Genomic DNA, 16,441 nt, shown 5'->3' with positions numbered 1-16,441 from the left:
TAACAATTTGGTAAAAAAATGCTAAGTAGCTGTCGTCACGAAACATTGTGACCAAAGTCATTTTTATCCTCCAAATAAAAAAAGCGGTGTAGAATACCCGCTTAGACTAAACCATTTTTCACAGCATAGATGGCTAATTGTGTTCGATCGCGCAAATCCAACTCCTGCAAAATATTAGTAATATGGTTTTTTACTGTTCCGATTGATAAAAATAAGCTATTTGCGATTTCCTTATTTGACTTTCCTTCACCAACCAACTTAACTATTGATAACTCACGTTCAGTTAATGACAGTTGAATTTCCACATCTTTCGCTACAACACTTTGCCGCAATAATTTTGGCATTAATTTGGCAGCAATATCTTCTTGCAATACTAATCCTCCGCTCAATACACTATGAATGGAAGAAAGTAGTTTTTCAGGTTCAGAAGATTTAAGTAGAAAGCCATTTGCCCCATCTTTTAAAGTTTGATAGGCATATTCATCATCCTCAAAAGTAGTCAAAATAATGACTTTCAAGTTCGGGTAAAGGGATTTAATACGTTTTGTCGCTTCGATTCCATTCATTTCCGGCATGCGAACATCCATCAAAACAAGATCCACATGAGTATGTTCAAGTCGGCTTAAAGCTTCGATCCCATTGCCGGCTTCTACTATAACCTGAAACTCTTCGTCTTGTTCAAGTATCAATTTCAATCCATTGCGGACAATGGCCTGATCCTCAACGAGCAATATTCGAACCGTCATTTTCAGTTACTCCTTCTTCTACAGTTTCCGCCGTATTTTTGTGTTTTTTCATAGGAAAGGAACCCCTTAGTATAAAATGTTGTTCGGTTCTTACGATGGTCAGTTCCCCCCCGATTTCTTTAAGCCGTTCCTCCATACTGCTCAAACCAAACCCCTTGATGATTGGTTTATCTGTCATCATTTTATTCTTCACTTGAAATTGCACGTTTTGCAGTGAATTGATACCTAAAACAACTTCAACTTCCTTAGAATGACTATATTTCATGGCATTTGTTAGACTTTCCTGCAAAACCCTATAAACAACAACACTTTGCTTATTGGAAAGAGGTAATGACAGCACCCCTTTTTCGAGGGTAAAACGAATATGTAGCCGACTTTCCATCTCCAGCTTACGGATAAGCTGTATTACGGATTGGATTCCTGTTGTTTCGGCTGATTTCAGTTGCCTAACCGCGTATCGTGTTTCTTCCAAACTTTCTCTTGCCAATTGTTTTGCTTGTTGGATACTATCCGTCTTGTTCTGGATAGACATTACCTCCAGCTGCATTAGCAAAGAGGTCAGTTTATGGCCAACAGAATCATGAATGTCCCTTGCAATTTTTGTACGCTCTTCAGCCCTCACAAGTTGGTCCTGTTCAACAGACATCCTCTTCAGCAACCGGTATTCCGTTAACAATTGATCATATAGCTGTCCTTTCGATTGTGCCTTCTCTATATATTGATAAAGCAGAAAACTAACAACGATGATCGTTGCCATCAAAAAGAAAATATAAATAGGTAAATTATTTAGAATAACATACCCGGTACTGACAATAATTGAAGCAATCCAGAATATATAATACCCTTTCCCTTTTAATAGAAAAGCTCCTTCCAATGTGATTAATCCTGCCAAGGGTAACCAATATGAAGAATCAACCTGAGTAAGACCACTCAGCATAATCAACAGTAGGATCAGTAAAAAGTTAATGAGAGGATGTCGAACAATAGGCATTAAAAAATATAAACAAAAGACTCCTGTGACAAAAAATAATGTACTTGTGAATGCGTCTTTTTCATGAAATGAATGGTTGAGCAAAGTACCCATCACCAAAGCAATGCAAGATATACGGAACAAGAATAATTTCAAAAGCAATCACCCAGCTTTTCTAGCAATTTTTCACAAACTTTCCTATATTATATATCGAAACTCAAGTTCATTATATAAGATAAAGATAAGTTTTAAAATTTTTGCTTTCTGTATTGTCTTTTAATCCTTTTGTTGCTCGCATAAAAAAAAGAGGCAGCATCTTGCCCCCCTTTTCGTTCTTTTAGAACTTTTTATATTTTTCAACTGCATTCATGAAAAGCTGGTAATGATCGAATTTAATGGCAACTTGTTGATACGGCTTTTTGATCCCCATGATTAATGTTGCTTCTTTTGATTTTTTTAACTTTAAAATCACATCAGGAATCGGTTCCTCAAAATCTCTTGCAATAAATTCAATTATATCTTTCGTCCTTTTTTGTTTCAGTATTTCTTTATCTGTCAGGATATCCTCGATTTCATCCCATCCGATTTCCATACGTTTGATCAACCCGAGTGATAGATAGAGTTTATTGTCATCAACATGAACTGGATTTAATCGGACTGCTTGGATGTCGGCCAATATGAACAATACCGAGTATATATTAAAGAAAAGTAACACAAGTGATAAAACTACGGACTTATCATGCAGCCACCAATGGATACCTATTGTTTCAATTAATATGGCATGGATAAGCATGATTTGGAACGCAATATAACTCGAGTTTTTATGCAGGGTGATTGAGTGTTCATATTGATTCGGTTTTTTTCTCCAGCTCCAAAATGTATAATAGAACATTAACATTTCTGAACAAATGATATGAATAAGAGGATGTTTCTTCACAAAATGGTCTACAGCATTTGAAAAACCAAAAATCGTTGGTAGTTTACTCTCCCGAGTCATTTCAACAATTTTAGGTAAATATTTAAATAGGGTCACGATAAGAAGTAATTCTAAAAACACCACCCCTGCCTCAAGTGCAAATCCTACCCAAGTTACCGCTGCATAGGGCTCTAAATACTCCATCGGTATTAAAAATCTTGCCACAATAAGTCCTGTCGCGGTAAGAAGGACAAATCCCTTGATACTTTTTTGCTTTTTCCATAAGAAAAATAACAATGGTGCAACAATTACTAAATCGATTAATGAACCAATTACAACAGCATTTGTTTCTCCCTTTAATAGATCATTGCCGAATGCTGTATGATATAGCATCATATTGCTTCCAAGTACAACAAACATGAGTACCAGCCAAATGGTTTGCCCGGATTTTTGTAATATAGCCATCTAAACCCTCCAAATCAACTATTTGAAGCTCTTTGATTATATTATAGAAAATATTGTATGCGTTTACAAATTACGATTTTATGAATTTTTAAAACAAAAAACTTGAACTTACAGATTTGTAAGTCCAAGCTTGATTGTCTTTTTAACCCCAAACTTCCTTGGCAATCTCCTTAACGAGTGCAAGCTTTTGCCACTGGTTTTCTTCTTCAAGAATATTTCCATCCTCTGTTGAAGAAAATCCACATTGCGGGCTTAGGCACAGTTGCTCCAGTGAAACATATTTAGCTGCTTGCTGGATACGGGCTTTTACTTCTTCTTTGTCCTCAAGATCACCAAATTTTGATGTGATCAAGCCCAAAACGATTTTTAAATCCGCACGGTTTACATACTGCAATGGCTCAAAGCTTCCAGAACGCTCATCATCAAATTCCAGGAATAATCCGTCAACATTCAAACCGCCAAAAATCACTTCGGCAGCAAAATTATATCCACCGCTAGAAAAGAAGGTTGATTTATAATTTCCACGGCAAATATGCATGGTAATCGTCATGTCGCTTGGTTTATTTTTGATGGATTCATTAATGACATATTGCAATGTTTCCATGAATTGTTGTGGCTCCCTGCCCTCGGATACTAATTTTGCACGTGATTCCTCAGAGAACAAACTTGCCCAAGAAGTATCATCAAGTTGTAAATAACGGCAACCTGCGTCATAGAATGCCTGAATGGCTTTTTGATATGCGTTGATTGTATCCGCGATTAACTCCTGATCATTTGGATAGATATCTGCATTAAGATCGGCACGGGCATGTAACATATTGGGACTTGGAATTGTGAACTTCACAGTTGATTCGCCAGCATGTTCTTTTATGAATTTAAAATGATCTATAAAAGGGTGGCTGACAAAATCAATTTTCCCGACAACTCGCACACCTTCTTTTCGTGTTTCCAAGTTATGGAAGTCCAAACCCTTCTCTTTTTCGTAATATTCCATCCCCTCTAGACCACCCAAGAAATCAAAGTGCCACCAGCTGCGACGGAATTCACCATCTGTGATCGCTAAAACACCCTCTTCTTTTTGTTTTTCAATGAGGCGGATAATTTCTTGATCTTCCACTTTCTTTAATTCATCATATGTAATCTCATTTTTTTGGAATTTTGAACGTGCTTCTTTTAGCGCAACCGGTCTTAAGAAACTTCCAACGTGATCATAACGAAATGGTGCAGTTAATTGTGTCATTTTTTTACTCCCCTTCATTAAAAACTACTTAACGGGCTTTGCTTTTTCATTCATCATAAATAAATTTACCCGTACTTTTTACTATATTGATAAACTATAATATAACATATAACCACGAGATTAGACTAAGTATTCCGACAATATTTATTGGTCATTTATGACAAGAATTTCTTACTTTCATTTTTAATATACATTTTTTTATCTTTTCTACCTTTTTTCTAAATCCAAATTAAAAATGCCAACACTGTTTTACAGTGCTGGCTATTTTAATTTTTATTCCGTTTCGTTTCCTTTTTCGGTTTCCACTTCTTCATTATCTGTATATCTTGCAATTGTATTGATTCGTTCCAACATCGGAGGATGGGTATATCGAAAAATTTTAACAAGCCATGGCGGATTCACTTCACTTAAACCAGCTTTGGCAAGATTCTGAAAAGTGCTGACTGCAGCTTCCGCATCCCCAGTCAACTCCATTGCATATTCATCCGCCCTTGTTTCTTGATACCTTGAAATATAATTGGAAAGCGGATTTGAAATAAACAGCAAGAAGGAAACAAGTACGAAGAATAGAGGAAGTGAACGAATATCACCCACTTTCTCGATATTCAGGAACTTTCCAAATCTAGCCACCATCCAAGGCATTATTTTGGAGATTAGCCATAACCCGACCAAAATAGATAGTAAATAGGAGGCTATACCAACATAAATATGTTTCTCTACGTAATGCCCCATTTCATGCGCCATAATAAACAGGATTTCCTCATCCGTTAATTCATTCAAGGTTGTATCCCATAAAACTATTCGGGAGTTGTCACCTATTCCCGTTACATATGCATTCAAAGCATTGGTTTTTTCAGACATATTCACTTCGAATACATGCTCGGAAGGGATGTCCGCTTGATTAGCAAGCTTCAAGATTTTTTCTTCAAGCTGCTTATCTTTAAGCGGTGTAAATTCGTTATAAAGCGGATCGATGACAACCGGCTGGAGATACATCATAAAAATGGCGAAAGGAATAGTAAGCAACCATGCATAAAGCCACCACTTTTTCGCACTTTTTTGAATCAACCAATACAGTACTAAAACAAGGAGCAGCGTCGTCCCGAAATTCACCCAAAAATCTATAACATAATCCCTCATCCATGAAGAGAAATCTTGAGTGCTTATGCCATATTCTTTACTTAATTGATAGCGGTAAATATCTATTGGATAGAAGATTAGTGCTGTAAATAGATATAGAAGGAATAAATAAGCACCGTTTTTAAATAATTTCCACTTTGTCTCTGCCCATTTTTCAAAAATTCGGGAAATGCCGGTAAGTAAAATTAATAAATAAACGAGCCATTCAAAGGGTGTAATAACAAAGAAAAGAAAATTTCGTATCTTTGAGTAATCATCACTTAAATAAAGTTCACGTTCGGTCATGAAGGTTTCCGGGTCGGCTACTGTCCCCTTTAATGTAGCCGGCACACCTCCAGACGGCCCATGAAATATGTAAAAATACATACCGACAGCGTAGACTACGTACAAAACCAGCGCAGCTATGCTCATTTTTTTCGACAAATTATCCACCTCAATTCTTCTTCTTACTTTAGTGTAAGAAAAAATGGACAAGATAGAACCATATTTTTAAATTTTATCCATGAAAGATTTGTTCCATTTCTTCCATGAAAGATAAGGCGGTCGCCATATTGACGACCACCTTTGTGTATTAAAAGCCGATATTTACTTAAGATCTCTAGACGTTTGGAATTTCTTAAATCTGTCTTATACTTTCAAAATGGCATAATAACGACTTATTCTATCGCTAACCAAAGTTGACATGTACAGGCTCATTACTTTTTGTATTCATTAATGTGATTTTGGTTGGTGAAACCTTTAAAATAACCATATTTTCATCATGCGGTCCACTAAACCAACCTTTTAGCACATCATTCCATACCTTTTCCCGCATCGAGTCATCCGACGAAATTTCGACTTTCCCTTCAATTTCCAGAAACTCATCGCCAAGACCTTTACCATCGTACCCAATGAGAATATGAGTATATGGGTTTCTAGATAACTCCTCCACTTTATTTGTACCATCGCCGGTTACTGTATATAATGTGAAATTGTCATTAAAAAAGGTCATATACCGAGTATGGGGTTTATTTTCCTTAATAGTGGCCATAGTACCGACCATATTATCTTCCAGTATTTTTGATGCAATCTGTTCCGGTGTTTTTGACATCGTCTTCACTCCCTTTAACTTCTCTTCAATAGTATGTGAAATGTCGGAGGATTTATCCAGTTCCTTACGATGGCCGCCAAGTTTCCAAGAATTTCGAGGTACGCCTTCTTCCTATATCTATCAAATTTTGTTTTGTTTCATCGTCCAGGTCAAATTGGGTTGCACTATACTTTTCAAGCGGGATGAAGACGATATTTCGTTCATGCTTCCTTGAAATATAACGATCATCATGGGCGTTTTTCATTGTTGAAAAGAGTGCCTCAAATAGGTTCAAGCCATTGTTGATTTTTTGGGGAGGCATATCCTCTCTGGGATTGCTCAGTTTTAACCCAATTGTAGGACGTTGTTTATTTCCATTATCAAAAATCCACAATGGAAAGTTGCTAAGTATGCCCCCATCGACAAAAAGACACTCTCCATTGTGGTCGCTTAGCTTAATGGGTTCAAAGAAAAATGGTATACCGCAGCTCATCCGCAGCGCTTTGGCAACTGGAAACTTCCGCCAATCTATACCATAAGAAGCAAGGTCGTCAGGTATGACAACCATTCGGCCATTAGTTAAATCTGAAGCGACAAGTTTTAATGAATCTTTGGGCAGATCATTAAATGTCAAAATTCCTTTGGCCGCCAATTTCTTATAAAACCATTTTTCCAATGCTTTTCCTTTATATAATCCCATACGAAAATATAAGTTCAACCATTTTAAAAAAGGAAGAGTACCTGCAGGTTTTGGAGGATCTAGTAGCGACTTCAAATTAAGTTCATCTAATATCTCTTCAATTTCTTTTGCGGAATAACCTGCAGCTATAAACACCGCCATAATCGCACCGGCACTCGTGCCCGCCACACGCTTGAAACGATAGTTTTTTTCCTCCAAAACCTCCATCGCCCCAATATAAGCAAATCCCTTTATGCCTCCACCCGAGAACACTCCATCTATAAGCATGTACACTCCCCTTTTTTTGTTCTCGTTACACTTTAAGAAAAAAGGGGAGATTTTAGAACTTATGTCGAAAAAAACATCCGATATAATTCCACATTTAATAAATAATAAAAAGTATTCAGCTTCAAAGCGAACCGTTTTGAAGCCAAATACTCTTATTAATTATTGATTTAATCTGGATGGGTTGTGTTTATTATCACGTTTATCTTTATTCTCATTTTGGTTGTGCTTTTTCGCCTCATTGTTTTGACCGATGACATCAAAATCATCCGGGCTTAAATCGTAGCCATGTCCGTATTCTTCACGATCCAACGTATTCTTTTTCTTTTTATTCAACACCCTCACCTCCATGAGCATAATTTGAACCTTTTAGTCGGTAATTATGCAGCGTACAAAAAAAAGCATGAAGTGCTTACTTCATGCCGCATTAATGTTGGTGTTCGTGCTGTTCAATTTCCACTTCATCGCTTGCCAATGTCAAAAAATCCAAATATGCCGTTACCGCTAAACAGAGTAATGCTAACGCAAAGCTGACCTTCACCTTTGATGGTATCCCTTTTATGAAATTATGGTAGGTTTGTCTATTCCAAAGCCCTGCCGCCAAAATGCAACTGACCAAATAAATAACTGTAAAGAAAATGATGCTCAGTAATTGATTGTTTGTAGTCATGATACTTAGCATTGCGCCCATCATCGCCCCCATGAAAAGCGCACTTACACTTTCCAAAATCACTCTTACCGATAGTTGATAGGTCATGATGCTTACTAACAAAAAGCTGACAAGAATGGCAATTACAGTAGCAAATACGATATCGGATATCCAAATTCCAACGAGTATCCCCACTAATGTACTTTTCGTCATCGTAACAAACATCGATAAACAACTGGAAAGATGGTTCTCTTTCGATTGTAGCTTAAACACCGAGCTAAGGACAAAAGTAAGTAATACGATACTAATAAAACTCACCAATGCAACCAATAATTCACTCCATTCATATGGAAACTTGCACAATCAACGATAAAAGATTCATTACATCAATATTGTCGTCTCTATTCTATTCCGATTAATTCTCAATTATTCTTGTTCCTTGTTCCGATTACAGAACAAAAAGACGTTGGCCCACCGAATTTGTGGGCCAACGCCTTAATTACACACTATTGAGAATCTAATTTTGGGCTTATTTTGCTGCTTGATATTTAGATTCAACAACATCCCAGTTTACTACATTCCAGAATGCAGTAATATAGTCAGGACGACGGTTTTGATAGTTTAGGTAGTAAGCGTGCTCCCAAACGTCCAAGCCTAGTACAGGCGTTTTACCTTCCATTACTGGAGAGTCTTGGTTTGGAGTTGAAGTAATGGCGATTTCGCCACCATCTACAACTAACCAAGCCCATCCAGAACCGAAACGGCCAGTAGCTGCTTTTGCGAATTCTTCTTTGAAGTTATCGAAGCTACCGAATTTCGCATCGATTGCAGAAGATAGTTCACCAGTCGGCGCTGTTGCACCACCTGGAGCTAGGATTTCCCAGAATAATGTATGGTTGGCATGTCCACCGCCATTGTTACGTACAGCTGTTTGTTTGTCAGCTGGAAGAGCATCGATGTTTGAGATAAGGTCTAAAAGATCTTTACCTGCAAATTCAGTTCCTTCTACAGCAGCGTTTAAGTTTGTTACATATGTGTTGTGATGTTTAGTATGGTGGATTTCCATAGTTTTCGCATCAATGTTTGGTTCTAATGCATCATATGCATAAGTTAATTGTGGTAATTCATAAGCCATTTGTATTTCCTCCCTCAAATTAAAAAGTAATCTTGATTCCTTTTCTAGACTATCAAAATTATTGGCCCGATTCAATCAATAAACACTTAAGAATTACAATTCAGCCTTTTGACGGAAAGGTTGGTTGCATTTACCTTTTCGCCTTATTCAACTCAAATAAAAACGATGAAAATAATGATCATGATTATTTGGATTATACCTTTTGTCACGATAGAGGTTAAAAAGCCGACCAATGACCCCACACCAGCTTTAAAAGCTTGTTTATATTCAGTTTTAGTGACGATAAGCTCCCCTATAACAGCACCAATAAATGGTCCGATCAATATACCTGCAATTGGGATGATGAAAGGTCCGATCAGTAAGCCAATTGTACTTCCCCACATCCCGGCTTTCGTGCCTCCAAATTTTTTCACTCCCACCAGGTTTGCAAGTGAATCGGCAACAAACAACAGAACTATAAATAAAATTTCAATCGTCCAAAATATCCAACCCAAATCCGCAAAGGAGTAAAATAACCCATATGCGATAAAACCCAATACAATAAAGAGTACCGATGGAATAATCGGATAGACCAGACCTACGAACGCAATGATAAAACTAGCAATAATTAGTACCCATGCAATGATATCCAAAAAAACAACTCCTATTCCCTATTTCCAAAATATACGCATGATATGTTAAAAAGTTTCAAGTGCCATTAATACAAGACCAATTCTCTTAAATTACTCTTACTATCTTTATTGTACATTTATATTCATGTTAAACTCTCTTATGGAGGAGAAAATATGGTAAAACACTCGCAGATTTTTATCGACAGTCTTATACATCCAAAAAAATTGGCTGCTTATAGATTATTAACTATCGGGAAAACGATTCAATATGTTTTTATTTTGATTGCGATAGTAACAGTCTATTCATTCTATCAATTTTTAACAGGTGTAACAGAGACTTCATACAACATTCAAGGATTGACGGAATATGTGGAAGATATTCAATGGCTCTTATATCCTTTCGCCTTTGTACTATTAACCCTAACTTCGACGATTGTTCTATTTATTAGAATCAGTATTTATGCTTTTGTTGGTATCATTGTCTTAAAAATCATGAACCGACGGGGAGAATATCGGCATCTGTGGCGCACGGCCGCATTAGCGATCACATGGTCCACACTATTGACTGTACTATTTTCACTAATAAGGTTATCTAGCATAGTCTCTACAATAATAGAGATCATTATTACAATGGTTATATTAATTCTGGCATCAACAAAATATCCAAAAATAGCAAAAAAATAATAGGCATGATTCCCCTTTCTCTTCATATAGTGAGAGAAAGGAGGGATTTTTTTATGAGATTTCTTATTTTTACCGCTGTGTTTTTCCTTATAGCAGCTGTGATTAAAATAGATTTAACTGAAGGTACAGTACCGCTTGCAGCCTTTGATAAACAACAAGCAGTAGAAGTATGTGAACAACAAATTGCCGTTAAAACGCTCTCTGTAGTTACTGCCGCCGGCGATACGGTACAAAGCCTGCTTGCAGCCTACCCATCAGAGGTCGACTTATCGTATCCCGAAAGAATGGCACAGTTCTATAAACTGAATCCACACTTGCAAAAACAAGCGATGGTAACTGGCGAACTTATTAAAATTCCAATCTATGATAAAATAGAAAATAATTGCTGATAAGTAAAAAATGACGCTTCTTCCTTGTTCAACTCCCACTACACTGATAAAATAATAGAAGTGTGGTACGAGAAAAGTTAAGATACGTACCTTAAAAAGGAGAGAATCTTCATGAGTGAACTCATTCACCGTTCAAAAACACGACCTGTACGTGTTGGGAATTTAACGATTGGTGGTAGTAATGAACTATTCATCCAAAGTATGTGTACAACAAAAACACATGATGTAGAAGCGACAGTCGCAGAAATTCTTAGATTAGAAGAAGCGGGTTGTCAGATCGTTCGTGTTGCAGTTCCGGACGAACGCGCTGCAAATGCTATTGCTGATATTAAAAAACGTATAAATATCCCATTAGTAGCGGATATTCATTTTGATTATAAGTTAGCTTTAAAGGCAATTGAGAATGGAATAGATAAAGTACGCATCAACCCGGGCAATATTGGCCGCCGCGAGAAAGTCGAAGCTGTCGTAAATGCAGCGAAAGCAAAAGGTATACCTATCCGCATCGGTGTTAACGCTGGTTCATTAGAGCGACATATTTTGGAGAAGTACGGTTACCCTACCGCCGAAGGTATGGTTGAATCGGCATTGCATCATATTAAAATATTAGAAGACTTGGACTTCCACGATATCATTGTCTCTATGAAAGCTTCTGATGTAAATCTTGCAATCGAAGCCTATGAAAAAGCGGCAAAAGCGTTTGACTACCCATTGCACCTAGGGATTACCGAATCAGGTACTTTATTTGCCGGTACAGTCAAATCAGCTGCCGGTCTTGGAGCAATCCTATCGAAAGGTATCGGGAATACATTACGAATTTCCTTATCTGCTGATCCAGTTGAAGAAGTGAAAGTCGCGCGTGAATTATTAAAATCCTTTGGCCTTGCTTCTAATATGGCCACTCTAATTTCATGCCCTACTTGCGGACGAATAGAAATCGATCTTATTTCCATTGCCAACGAGGTAGAAGAATACATTTCAAAGTTAAATGTTCCTTTAAAAGTAGCCGTTCTAGGGTGCGCGGTAAATGGTCCCGGAGAAGCCCGCGAAGCTGATATCGGTATTGCTGGTGCACGCGGAGAAGGTTTGTTATTTATGAAAGGAAAAACTGTTCGGAAAGTACCTGAAGCTACAATGGTAGAAGAACTGAAAAAAGAAATCGATAAATTAGCAGCCGAAATGGTTATAGCACGAGAAAAAAATGAAGCAAAAAGCTTAATATAGGCCAGGTGTTTTTTATGACGTCCAAGCAAAAACCACGTTTTGGAATTGATATTGATGGAACAGTGACAACGCCAGACACTCTCATTCCTCACATCAACGAACGCTATAAAACGAACATTGTCTTAAAAGATGTCATTGAATACGATTTTTTAAGTGCCTTTCCCCATCCAGTGGACCGCAATGAATTTGCAAAATGGTTCAAGGAAAATGAAGCTTATATGTATTCGGTTAGCACCATTGCACAGGATGCTCAGGCCATTTTGGAAAAATGGCAGCATGTATATGAACTAATTTATATCTCTGCACGTGATGTAAGTGTACTAGAAATAACCCAAAAGTGGTTTGAGAATCATAAAGTTCCTTTCCATCACATCGAGCTAATCGGCAGCCACGATAAATTGGCTGTGGCGAAAAAGCAAGCTGTAGACGTTTTCTTTGAAGACAAACACGACAACGCAGTGATGTTGGCAGAAGAACTAAATATTCCAGTCTTATTATTTGATACGCCATATAATCGAAAATCGATTCCTTCGAACGTCGTCAGAATTAATAATTGGGCAGATGCTAACCATTGGATTTCAAAACATTTTTAATAGAACAGGCGACATGTATCATTACTGTTGCCTGTTTTTTCTGCTTATATTTCCAAGATCCCCTTTTTCCACCTCTCTACAAATGTTTCGAAATGAATACCATAACGATTATAGATATCATGATAAACAAAATAAACTCCCAATTTTTCTAAGACAATATCATCAATCTTCATGCATTCTTCCCTTCGCATTTTTTTGACGGCTGATCTACCATAAAATCCCCTTATTTGATAAGTGAATATCCCTCTTTAATATATTGTTAAAATCGGTTTAATATATAAAGAGTCAAGATGATTATACTTTTAACTAATTTACGTAGACACAAGGGAGAATATGATGAATCGGAACATTTACATTAATTCATGACTTAGGATACATAGATGGATGCTTTGTTTCCTAGGAAAATTAGAGTATTCTAGATAATAATTATATAAAATTAATTACACTTATATTTTTAAAATATTAGTGAATTTTCAAACTATTATAAAATAATACTGCTATATTATTCATAAATTTGTTATACTTTCTTTAAACAATTTATTGTATCGGGGGAACAAGCATGTATAATACGAAAATGCCCCTCACAAAGAATGAATTACTTCCATTTCTTTGTAATATTAGTGAGCAGTTTCATATTGGTATGGCCATCATAAGCTTAGAAAAAAGCGATTTTCCATTTGTCTATGTTAATCAGGCATTTACAACATTAACTGGTTACTTGCAAACTGAATTAATCGGAAAAAATTTCGACGTGTTAACCGGAGTTAAAACAAGTATGGAGCATAATGGGGAACTCTTTTTTAATTTTGATCGGAGGCAGCCATTCGAGGTGAACATGATCCATTATCAGAAAGATGGTTGTGCATTCTGGAACCATATTTTCTGTCAACCCATAGTGGATCGTGACGGCTTAGCTTCCTATGCGTTAATTCATTGCATGGATATAACAGAGCAAATGCTTAGCAAGATGCTTTCCAAACTCGAACATGAAGTATATATTGACTTGGAGGAGAATGGCGAGTTAAACAATATCCTTCAATTGATTACTGAAAAAGTGGAACAATACTATATCCGGGATATTTTTTGTGCTATCCATGTTGTTGATCACGAACGAAATTTAGTAGCCATTGCAAGTGGTTCACTCCCGCTTTCCTTGATACAGGCCATGAATCATCTTGAAATGAGTGGATCAGCGACTGGCTATAATGACAGTGTGATCTATATTAATGATTTGTCCAGCAAAAACATCGACTCAAATAATCTAATAAAAAAATATAATCTGTCTTCATGTTGGTCAAAGCCCATCTTTACAAATGAAAAAAATTTACTTGGTTATTTTTCGATATACATAAAAGAGGAAATGCAACTAAGACAGGTGGATATCGAGTTCCTAAAAAAACTTTCTCCCATAGTTGCCCTTTCGATGAAATATGTGAAACAGAAACAGGAATTGAAAAAATTGGCATTTTTTGATATGACCACAGGTATACCAAATTATAATAACTTTTATACCAATTTAGCGATGTGGGTCGATAAGAAGATCGTAGGCTCTCTTCTAATCATTCAGCCGAATGAATATTCAAGTATAGTTGATCTGTATGGGAGAAAATCTGGTGATGAATTAATCGGTCAAATTGTGAATCGTTTTCTTTCGATCAATAACCTAAATAGCGACGTAATTTACGGCAGATTTTCGACTACTTCTGTTATTTTAGGTGTTAAACAATCTAATGTAGAAAATCTGGATCATTTTATTAATGAGATACTACAAATCACATCCACCCCATTTACGATTGCAGATAGAGACATATTCATTACATTGAGAATCGGTGTTTCTTATTTTAATGAACATTTAACAATTGATGAAAGTATTAGGCGCGCAGATACAGCCTTAACAAATTCACGTCTTCAAAATTCGCTTGTCTCCTATTTTGAAATGGGAACAGATGAAATCATTCAAAGAGAACTCAATATTTTGAATCAATTGCAATTTGGGATTAAAAACGAGGAATTTACAGTTTACTTACAGCCAAAGATTAATCTGAATACAGATGAGATTGAAGGATTTGAAGCATTGGCGAGGTGGCATTCCCCAGTTTTAGGACCTGTATCTCCTGCTGAGTTTATACCGATAGCTGAAAAAAGCGGGAAAATAAATGAAGTTGACATTCTAATTTTAAGGAAAGTTTTGAAATTCCAGAACATCCGTCTTTCAAAAGGGTTAAAGATGGTGCCTATCGCTGTCAATATCTCGCCTGTTCATTTTTACAGTGAATCGTTTATGAAGGATTTCCTTTCTTTAGTGGAAAAATATCAGATAACACCAGATTATATAAAAATTGAAGTTACTGAAAGTGTTGAGTTATTCGATTTTAAAAAGGCAAAAGACATATTGTTGGAGTTGAAAAAATTAGGGTATGAGAGCTCCATTGATGATTTTGGCGTCGGTTTTTCAAGTCTAAGCTACTTGCAGCAGCTGCCTTTCTCCGAAATCAAAATCGACCGAAGTTTTATTAATGATATTAATAACAGTGATATGCACGCAGTCGTACAAACCATTGTCCTTCTTGCCGAGAAACTGAGAATGCATGTTGTCGCGGAAGGAATTGAAACTGCTGAACAATATTCAATATTGCAGAAGATGGGATGCAAATCAGGGCAAGGCTATTACTTCCACAAGCCGATGCCTCTGGAGGAAGCAGAAAACCTGCTGGATACAATCTAATAAAAAATTAAAATACCATTTTCCTTGAGTAGGTAAATGGTATTTAATTTTATTTCTATAGCTCTTTGGGATGCACGGACTTGAATCTAACCTGCTATCATGCTGTTCCAGGAGAATTCGATTCCACACTTAAGATATTATAAAAACGTTAGTTCCTACCTTAAATAATTCACTTGTATACCAAGAAACTTTTCATCTGTAACCCAAGTCTCACTTTTTTAATTCAGCTCATCCGTATCTGCTAAATTTTCAGCAATAAATCCGACCATATCCCCTAAATTTTCAGGTGTGACTCCGTGCCCATCAGGGTATGTTTTAAATGTAACTTGTACACCAATCTCCTTGAAATACTCTTTGCTACTTTGGGCCCACTGGATAGGAAAATCATAATCATATTCACCATGGGAAATAAAGATCTTTGTTCGATCCAATGGGGCTTTCTTATACTCATTCATCACAAATTCCGGCAGATAACCACTTAAAGCAACCGAAGCTTTGATGAGGTTCCCTAATGTTAGAGTAAGCGTTTCGACAACTGCCGCACCTTGGTTAAAACCGATTAAAAAGATTTTGTTGATATCGAGATTGAACTGTTCAATTGCTTCTAAAATAAAACTTTGGCTGAAGGTAATCATCTTATCAAATACTTCTCTTATTGGCTTGCCTTCTTCTTCAAAAGTATAAAAAGCGAAGCCGGGAGAATGTGTGATGGGGCCTCTCATACTAAAAATATGACATTGACCCTTAAAATCCTGGACCAATTGCAATAAATCGTTTTCATTACTTCCTAAGCCATGAAACAAAAATAAAGCTGGTTGAAGTTCGTCACTATTATTTAATGGAGCGATATGTTTAAACGTATAAGGTGATTTCATGTTTTTAATTCCTTTCTCATCTTTCAAGCATTGAATATCTAGTATT

Annotated in this window: 17 protein-coding genes; 5 read left to right on the top strand and 12 right to left on the bottom strand. The window is 36.6% G+C overall.

What is annotated here, in order from left to right:
- Positions 1-101: 101 nt before the first annotated feature.
- The 11 genes from CD33_RS15240 to CD33_RS15190 all read right to left on the bottom strand — a co-directional run bounded on the left by CD33_RS15240 (position 102) and on the right by CD33_RS15190 (position 9,926).
- Positions 102-746: a response regulator transcription factor gene (locus CD33_RS15240; protein WP_036201902.1), complete on the bottom strand. Its 645-nt coding sequence runs from the start codon at positions 744-746 to the stop codon at positions 102-104.
- Positions 721-1,872: a sensor histidine kinase gene (locus tag CD33_RS15235; protein ID WP_052130286.1), complete on the bottom strand. Its 1,152-nt coding sequence runs from the start codon at positions 1,870-1,872 to the stop codon at positions 721-723. The genes CD33_RS15240 and CD33_RS15235 overlap by 26 nt, the downstream gene beginning before the upstream one ends.
- A 181-nt stretch (positions 1,873-2,053) precedes the next feature.
- On the bottom strand, positions 2,054-3,097 hold the full coding sequence (locus tag CD33_RS15230; protein ID WP_036201900.1) for a hypothetical protein: 1,044 nt from the start codon (positions 3,095-3,097) through the stop codon (positions 2,054-2,056).
- A gap of 142 nt (positions 3,098-3,239) precedes the next feature.
- The gene (locus CD33_RS15225; protein ID WP_036201898.1) at positions 3,240-4,337 is read right to left on the bottom strand and encodes a 5-methyltetrahydropteroyltriglutamate--homocysteine S-methyltransferase; all 1,098 of its coding nucleotides are present in this window, start codon (positions 4,335-4,337) and stop codon (positions 3,240-3,242) included.
- Positions 4,338-4,610: 273 nt separating this feature from the next.
- Complete coding sequence (locus CD33_RS15220; RefSeq protein WP_036201896.1) at positions 4,611-5,900, bottom strand: M48 family metallopeptidase; 1,290 nt, start codon at positions 5,898-5,900, stop codon at positions 4,611-4,613.
- A gap of 244 nt (positions 5,901-6,144) precedes the next feature.
- Positions 6,145-6,567, bottom strand: coding sequence for a pyridoxamine 5'-phosphate oxidase family protein (locus CD33_RS15215; protein WP_036201893.1), 423 nt, complete (start codon positions 6,565-6,567; stop codon positions 6,145-6,147).
- 64 nt (positions 6,568-6,631) lie between these two features.
- Positions 6,632-7,513: a patatin-like phospholipase family protein gene (locus CD33_RS15210; RefSeq protein WP_036201892.1), complete on the bottom strand. Its 882-nt coding sequence runs from the start codon at positions 7,511-7,513 to the stop codon at positions 6,632-6,634.
- 159 nt (positions 7,514-7,672) lie between these two features.
- Complete coding sequence (locus CD33_RS15205; protein WP_373906707.1) at positions 7,673-7,846, bottom strand: hypothetical protein; 174 nt, start codon at positions 7,844-7,846, stop codon at positions 7,673-7,675.
- A 91-nt stretch (positions 7,847-7,937) separates the two neighbouring features.
- Entirely contained in the window at positions 7,938-8,489 is a 552-nt protein-coding gene (locus tag CD33_RS15200) for a hypothetical protein (protein WP_036201890.1), read from the bottom strand.
- Positions 8,490-8,688: 199 nt separating this feature from the next.
- Positions 8,689-9,294, bottom strand: a complete 606-nt coding sequence (locus CD33_RS15195) for a superoxide dismutase (RefSeq protein WP_036201889.1) — start codon at positions 9,292-9,294, stop codon at positions 8,689-8,691.
- Positions 9,295-9,446: 152 nt separating this feature from the next.
- Complete coding sequence (locus tag CD33_RS15190) at positions 9,447-9,926, bottom strand: DUF456 domain-containing protein (RefSeq protein WP_036201888.1); 480 nt, start codon at positions 9,924-9,926, stop codon at positions 9,447-9,449.
- Between the two features lie 153 nt (positions 9,927-10,079).
- On the opposite strand from CD33_RS15190, the gene CD33_RS15185 reads away from it, so the two are divergent.
- The 5 genes from CD33_RS15185 to CD33_RS15165 all read left to right on the top strand — a co-directional run bounded on the left by CD33_RS15185 (position 10,080) and on the right by CD33_RS15165 (position 15,520).
- Positions 10,080-10,589, top strand: a complete 510-nt coding sequence (locus CD33_RS15185; RefSeq protein ID WP_036201886.1) for a DUF1189 family protein — start codon at positions 10,080-10,082, stop codon at positions 10,587-10,589.
- Between the two features lie 53 nt (positions 10,590-10,642).
- Positions 10,643-10,978, top strand: coding sequence for a protein YqfZ (gene yqfZ / locus CD33_RS15180; RefSeq protein ID WP_036201884.1), 336 nt, complete (start codon positions 10,643-10,645; stop codon positions 10,976-10,978).
- Positions 10,979-11,089: 111 nt separating this feature from the next.
- Positions 11,090-12,202 carry a flavodoxin-dependent (E)-4-hydroxy-3-methylbut-2-enyl-diphosphate synthase gene (gene ispG / locus CD33_RS15175; protein ID WP_036201881.1) on the top strand — a complete coding sequence of 371 codons (1,113 nt, stop codon included), beginning with the start codon at positions 11,090-11,092 and terminating at the stop codon, positions 12,200-12,202.
- Between the two features lie 14 nt (positions 12,203-12,216).
- Positions 12,217-12,795 carry a nucleotidase gene (locus CD33_RS15170; RefSeq protein ID WP_036201879.1) on the top strand — a complete coding sequence of 193 codons (579 nt, stop codon included), beginning with the start codon at positions 12,217-12,219 and terminating at the stop codon, positions 12,793-12,795.
- A 559-nt stretch (positions 12,796-13,354) separates the two neighbouring features.
- On the top strand, positions 13,355-15,520 hold the full coding sequence (locus CD33_RS15165) for a GGDEF domain-containing phosphodiesterase (RefSeq protein WP_036201876.1): 2,166 nt from the start codon (positions 13,355-13,357) through the stop codon (positions 15,518-15,520).
- Positions 15,521-15,738: 218 nt separating this feature from the next.
- Here CD33_RS15165 and CD33_RS15160 read toward each other — a convergent pair whose 3' ends face one another.
- Positions 15,739-16,395 carry an alpha/beta hydrolase gene (locus CD33_RS15160; RefSeq protein ID WP_036201874.1) on the bottom strand — a complete coding sequence of 219 codons (657 nt, stop codon included), beginning with the start codon at positions 16,393-16,395 and terminating at the stop codon, positions 15,739-15,741.
- Positions 16,396-16,441: the final 46 nt, after the last annotated feature.

The organism is Ureibacillus sinduriensis BLB-1 = JCM 15800 (assembly GCF_000772955.1).
Lineage (GTDB): Bacteria > Bacillota > Bacilli > Bacillales_A > Planococcaceae > Ureibacillus > Ureibacillus sinduriensis.
The sequence above is the reverse complement of the archived record's forward strand: the minus strand, read 5'-3'. Positions and strand labels throughout refer to the sequence as shown.

What these genes read in the sequence shown, in the direction of transcription:
- CD33_RS15240 (WP_036201902.1), bottom strand. Translation starts at nt 746, where the DNA reads ATGACGGTTCGAATATTGCTCGTTGAGGATCAGGCCATTGTCCGCAAT.
- CD33_RS15230 (WP_036201900.1), bottom strand. Translation starts at nt 3,097, where the DNA reads ATGGCTATATTACAAAAATCCGGGCAAACCATTTGGCTGGTACTCATG.
- CD33_RS15225 (WP_036201898.1), bottom strand. Translation starts at nt 4,337, where the DNA reads ATGACACAATTAACTGCACCATTTCGTTATGATCACGTTGGAAGTTTC.
- CD33_RS15215 (WP_036201893.1), bottom strand. Translation starts at nt 6,567, where the DNA reads ATGTCAAAAACACCGGAACAGATTGCATCAAAAATACTGGAAGATAAT.
- CD33_RS15210 (WP_036201892.1), bottom strand. Translation starts at nt 7,513, where the DNA reads ATGCTTATAGATGGAGTGTTCTCGGGTGGAGGCATAAAGGGATTTGCT.
- CD33_RS15195 (WP_036201889.1), bottom strand. Translation starts at nt 9,294, where the DNA reads ATGGCTTATGAATTACCACAATTAACTTATGCATATGATGCATTAGAA.
- CD33_RS15185 (WP_036201886.1), top strand. Translation starts at nt 10,080, where the DNA reads ATGGTAAAACACTCGCAGATTTTTATCGACAGTCTTATACATCCAAAA.
- yqfZ (WP_036201884.1), top strand. Translation starts at nt 10,643, where the DNA reads ATGAGATTTCTTATTTTTACCGCTGTGTTTTTCCTTATAGCAGCTGTG.
- ispG (WP_036201881.1), top strand. Translation starts at nt 11,090, where the DNA reads ATGAGTGAACTCATTCACCGTTCAAAAACACGACCTGTACGTGTTGGG.
- CD33_RS15170 (WP_036201879.1), top strand. Translation starts at nt 12,217, where the DNA reads ATGACGTCCAAGCAAAAACCACGTTTTGGAATTGATATTGATGGAACA.
- CD33_RS15165 (WP_036201876.1), top strand. Translation starts at nt 13,355, where the DNA reads ATGTATAATACGAAAATGCCCCTCACAAAGAATGAATTACTTCCATTT.
- CD33_RS15160 (WP_036201874.1), bottom strand. Translation starts at nt 16,395, where the DNA reads ATGAAATCACCTTATACGTTTAAACATATCGCTCCATTAAATAATAGT.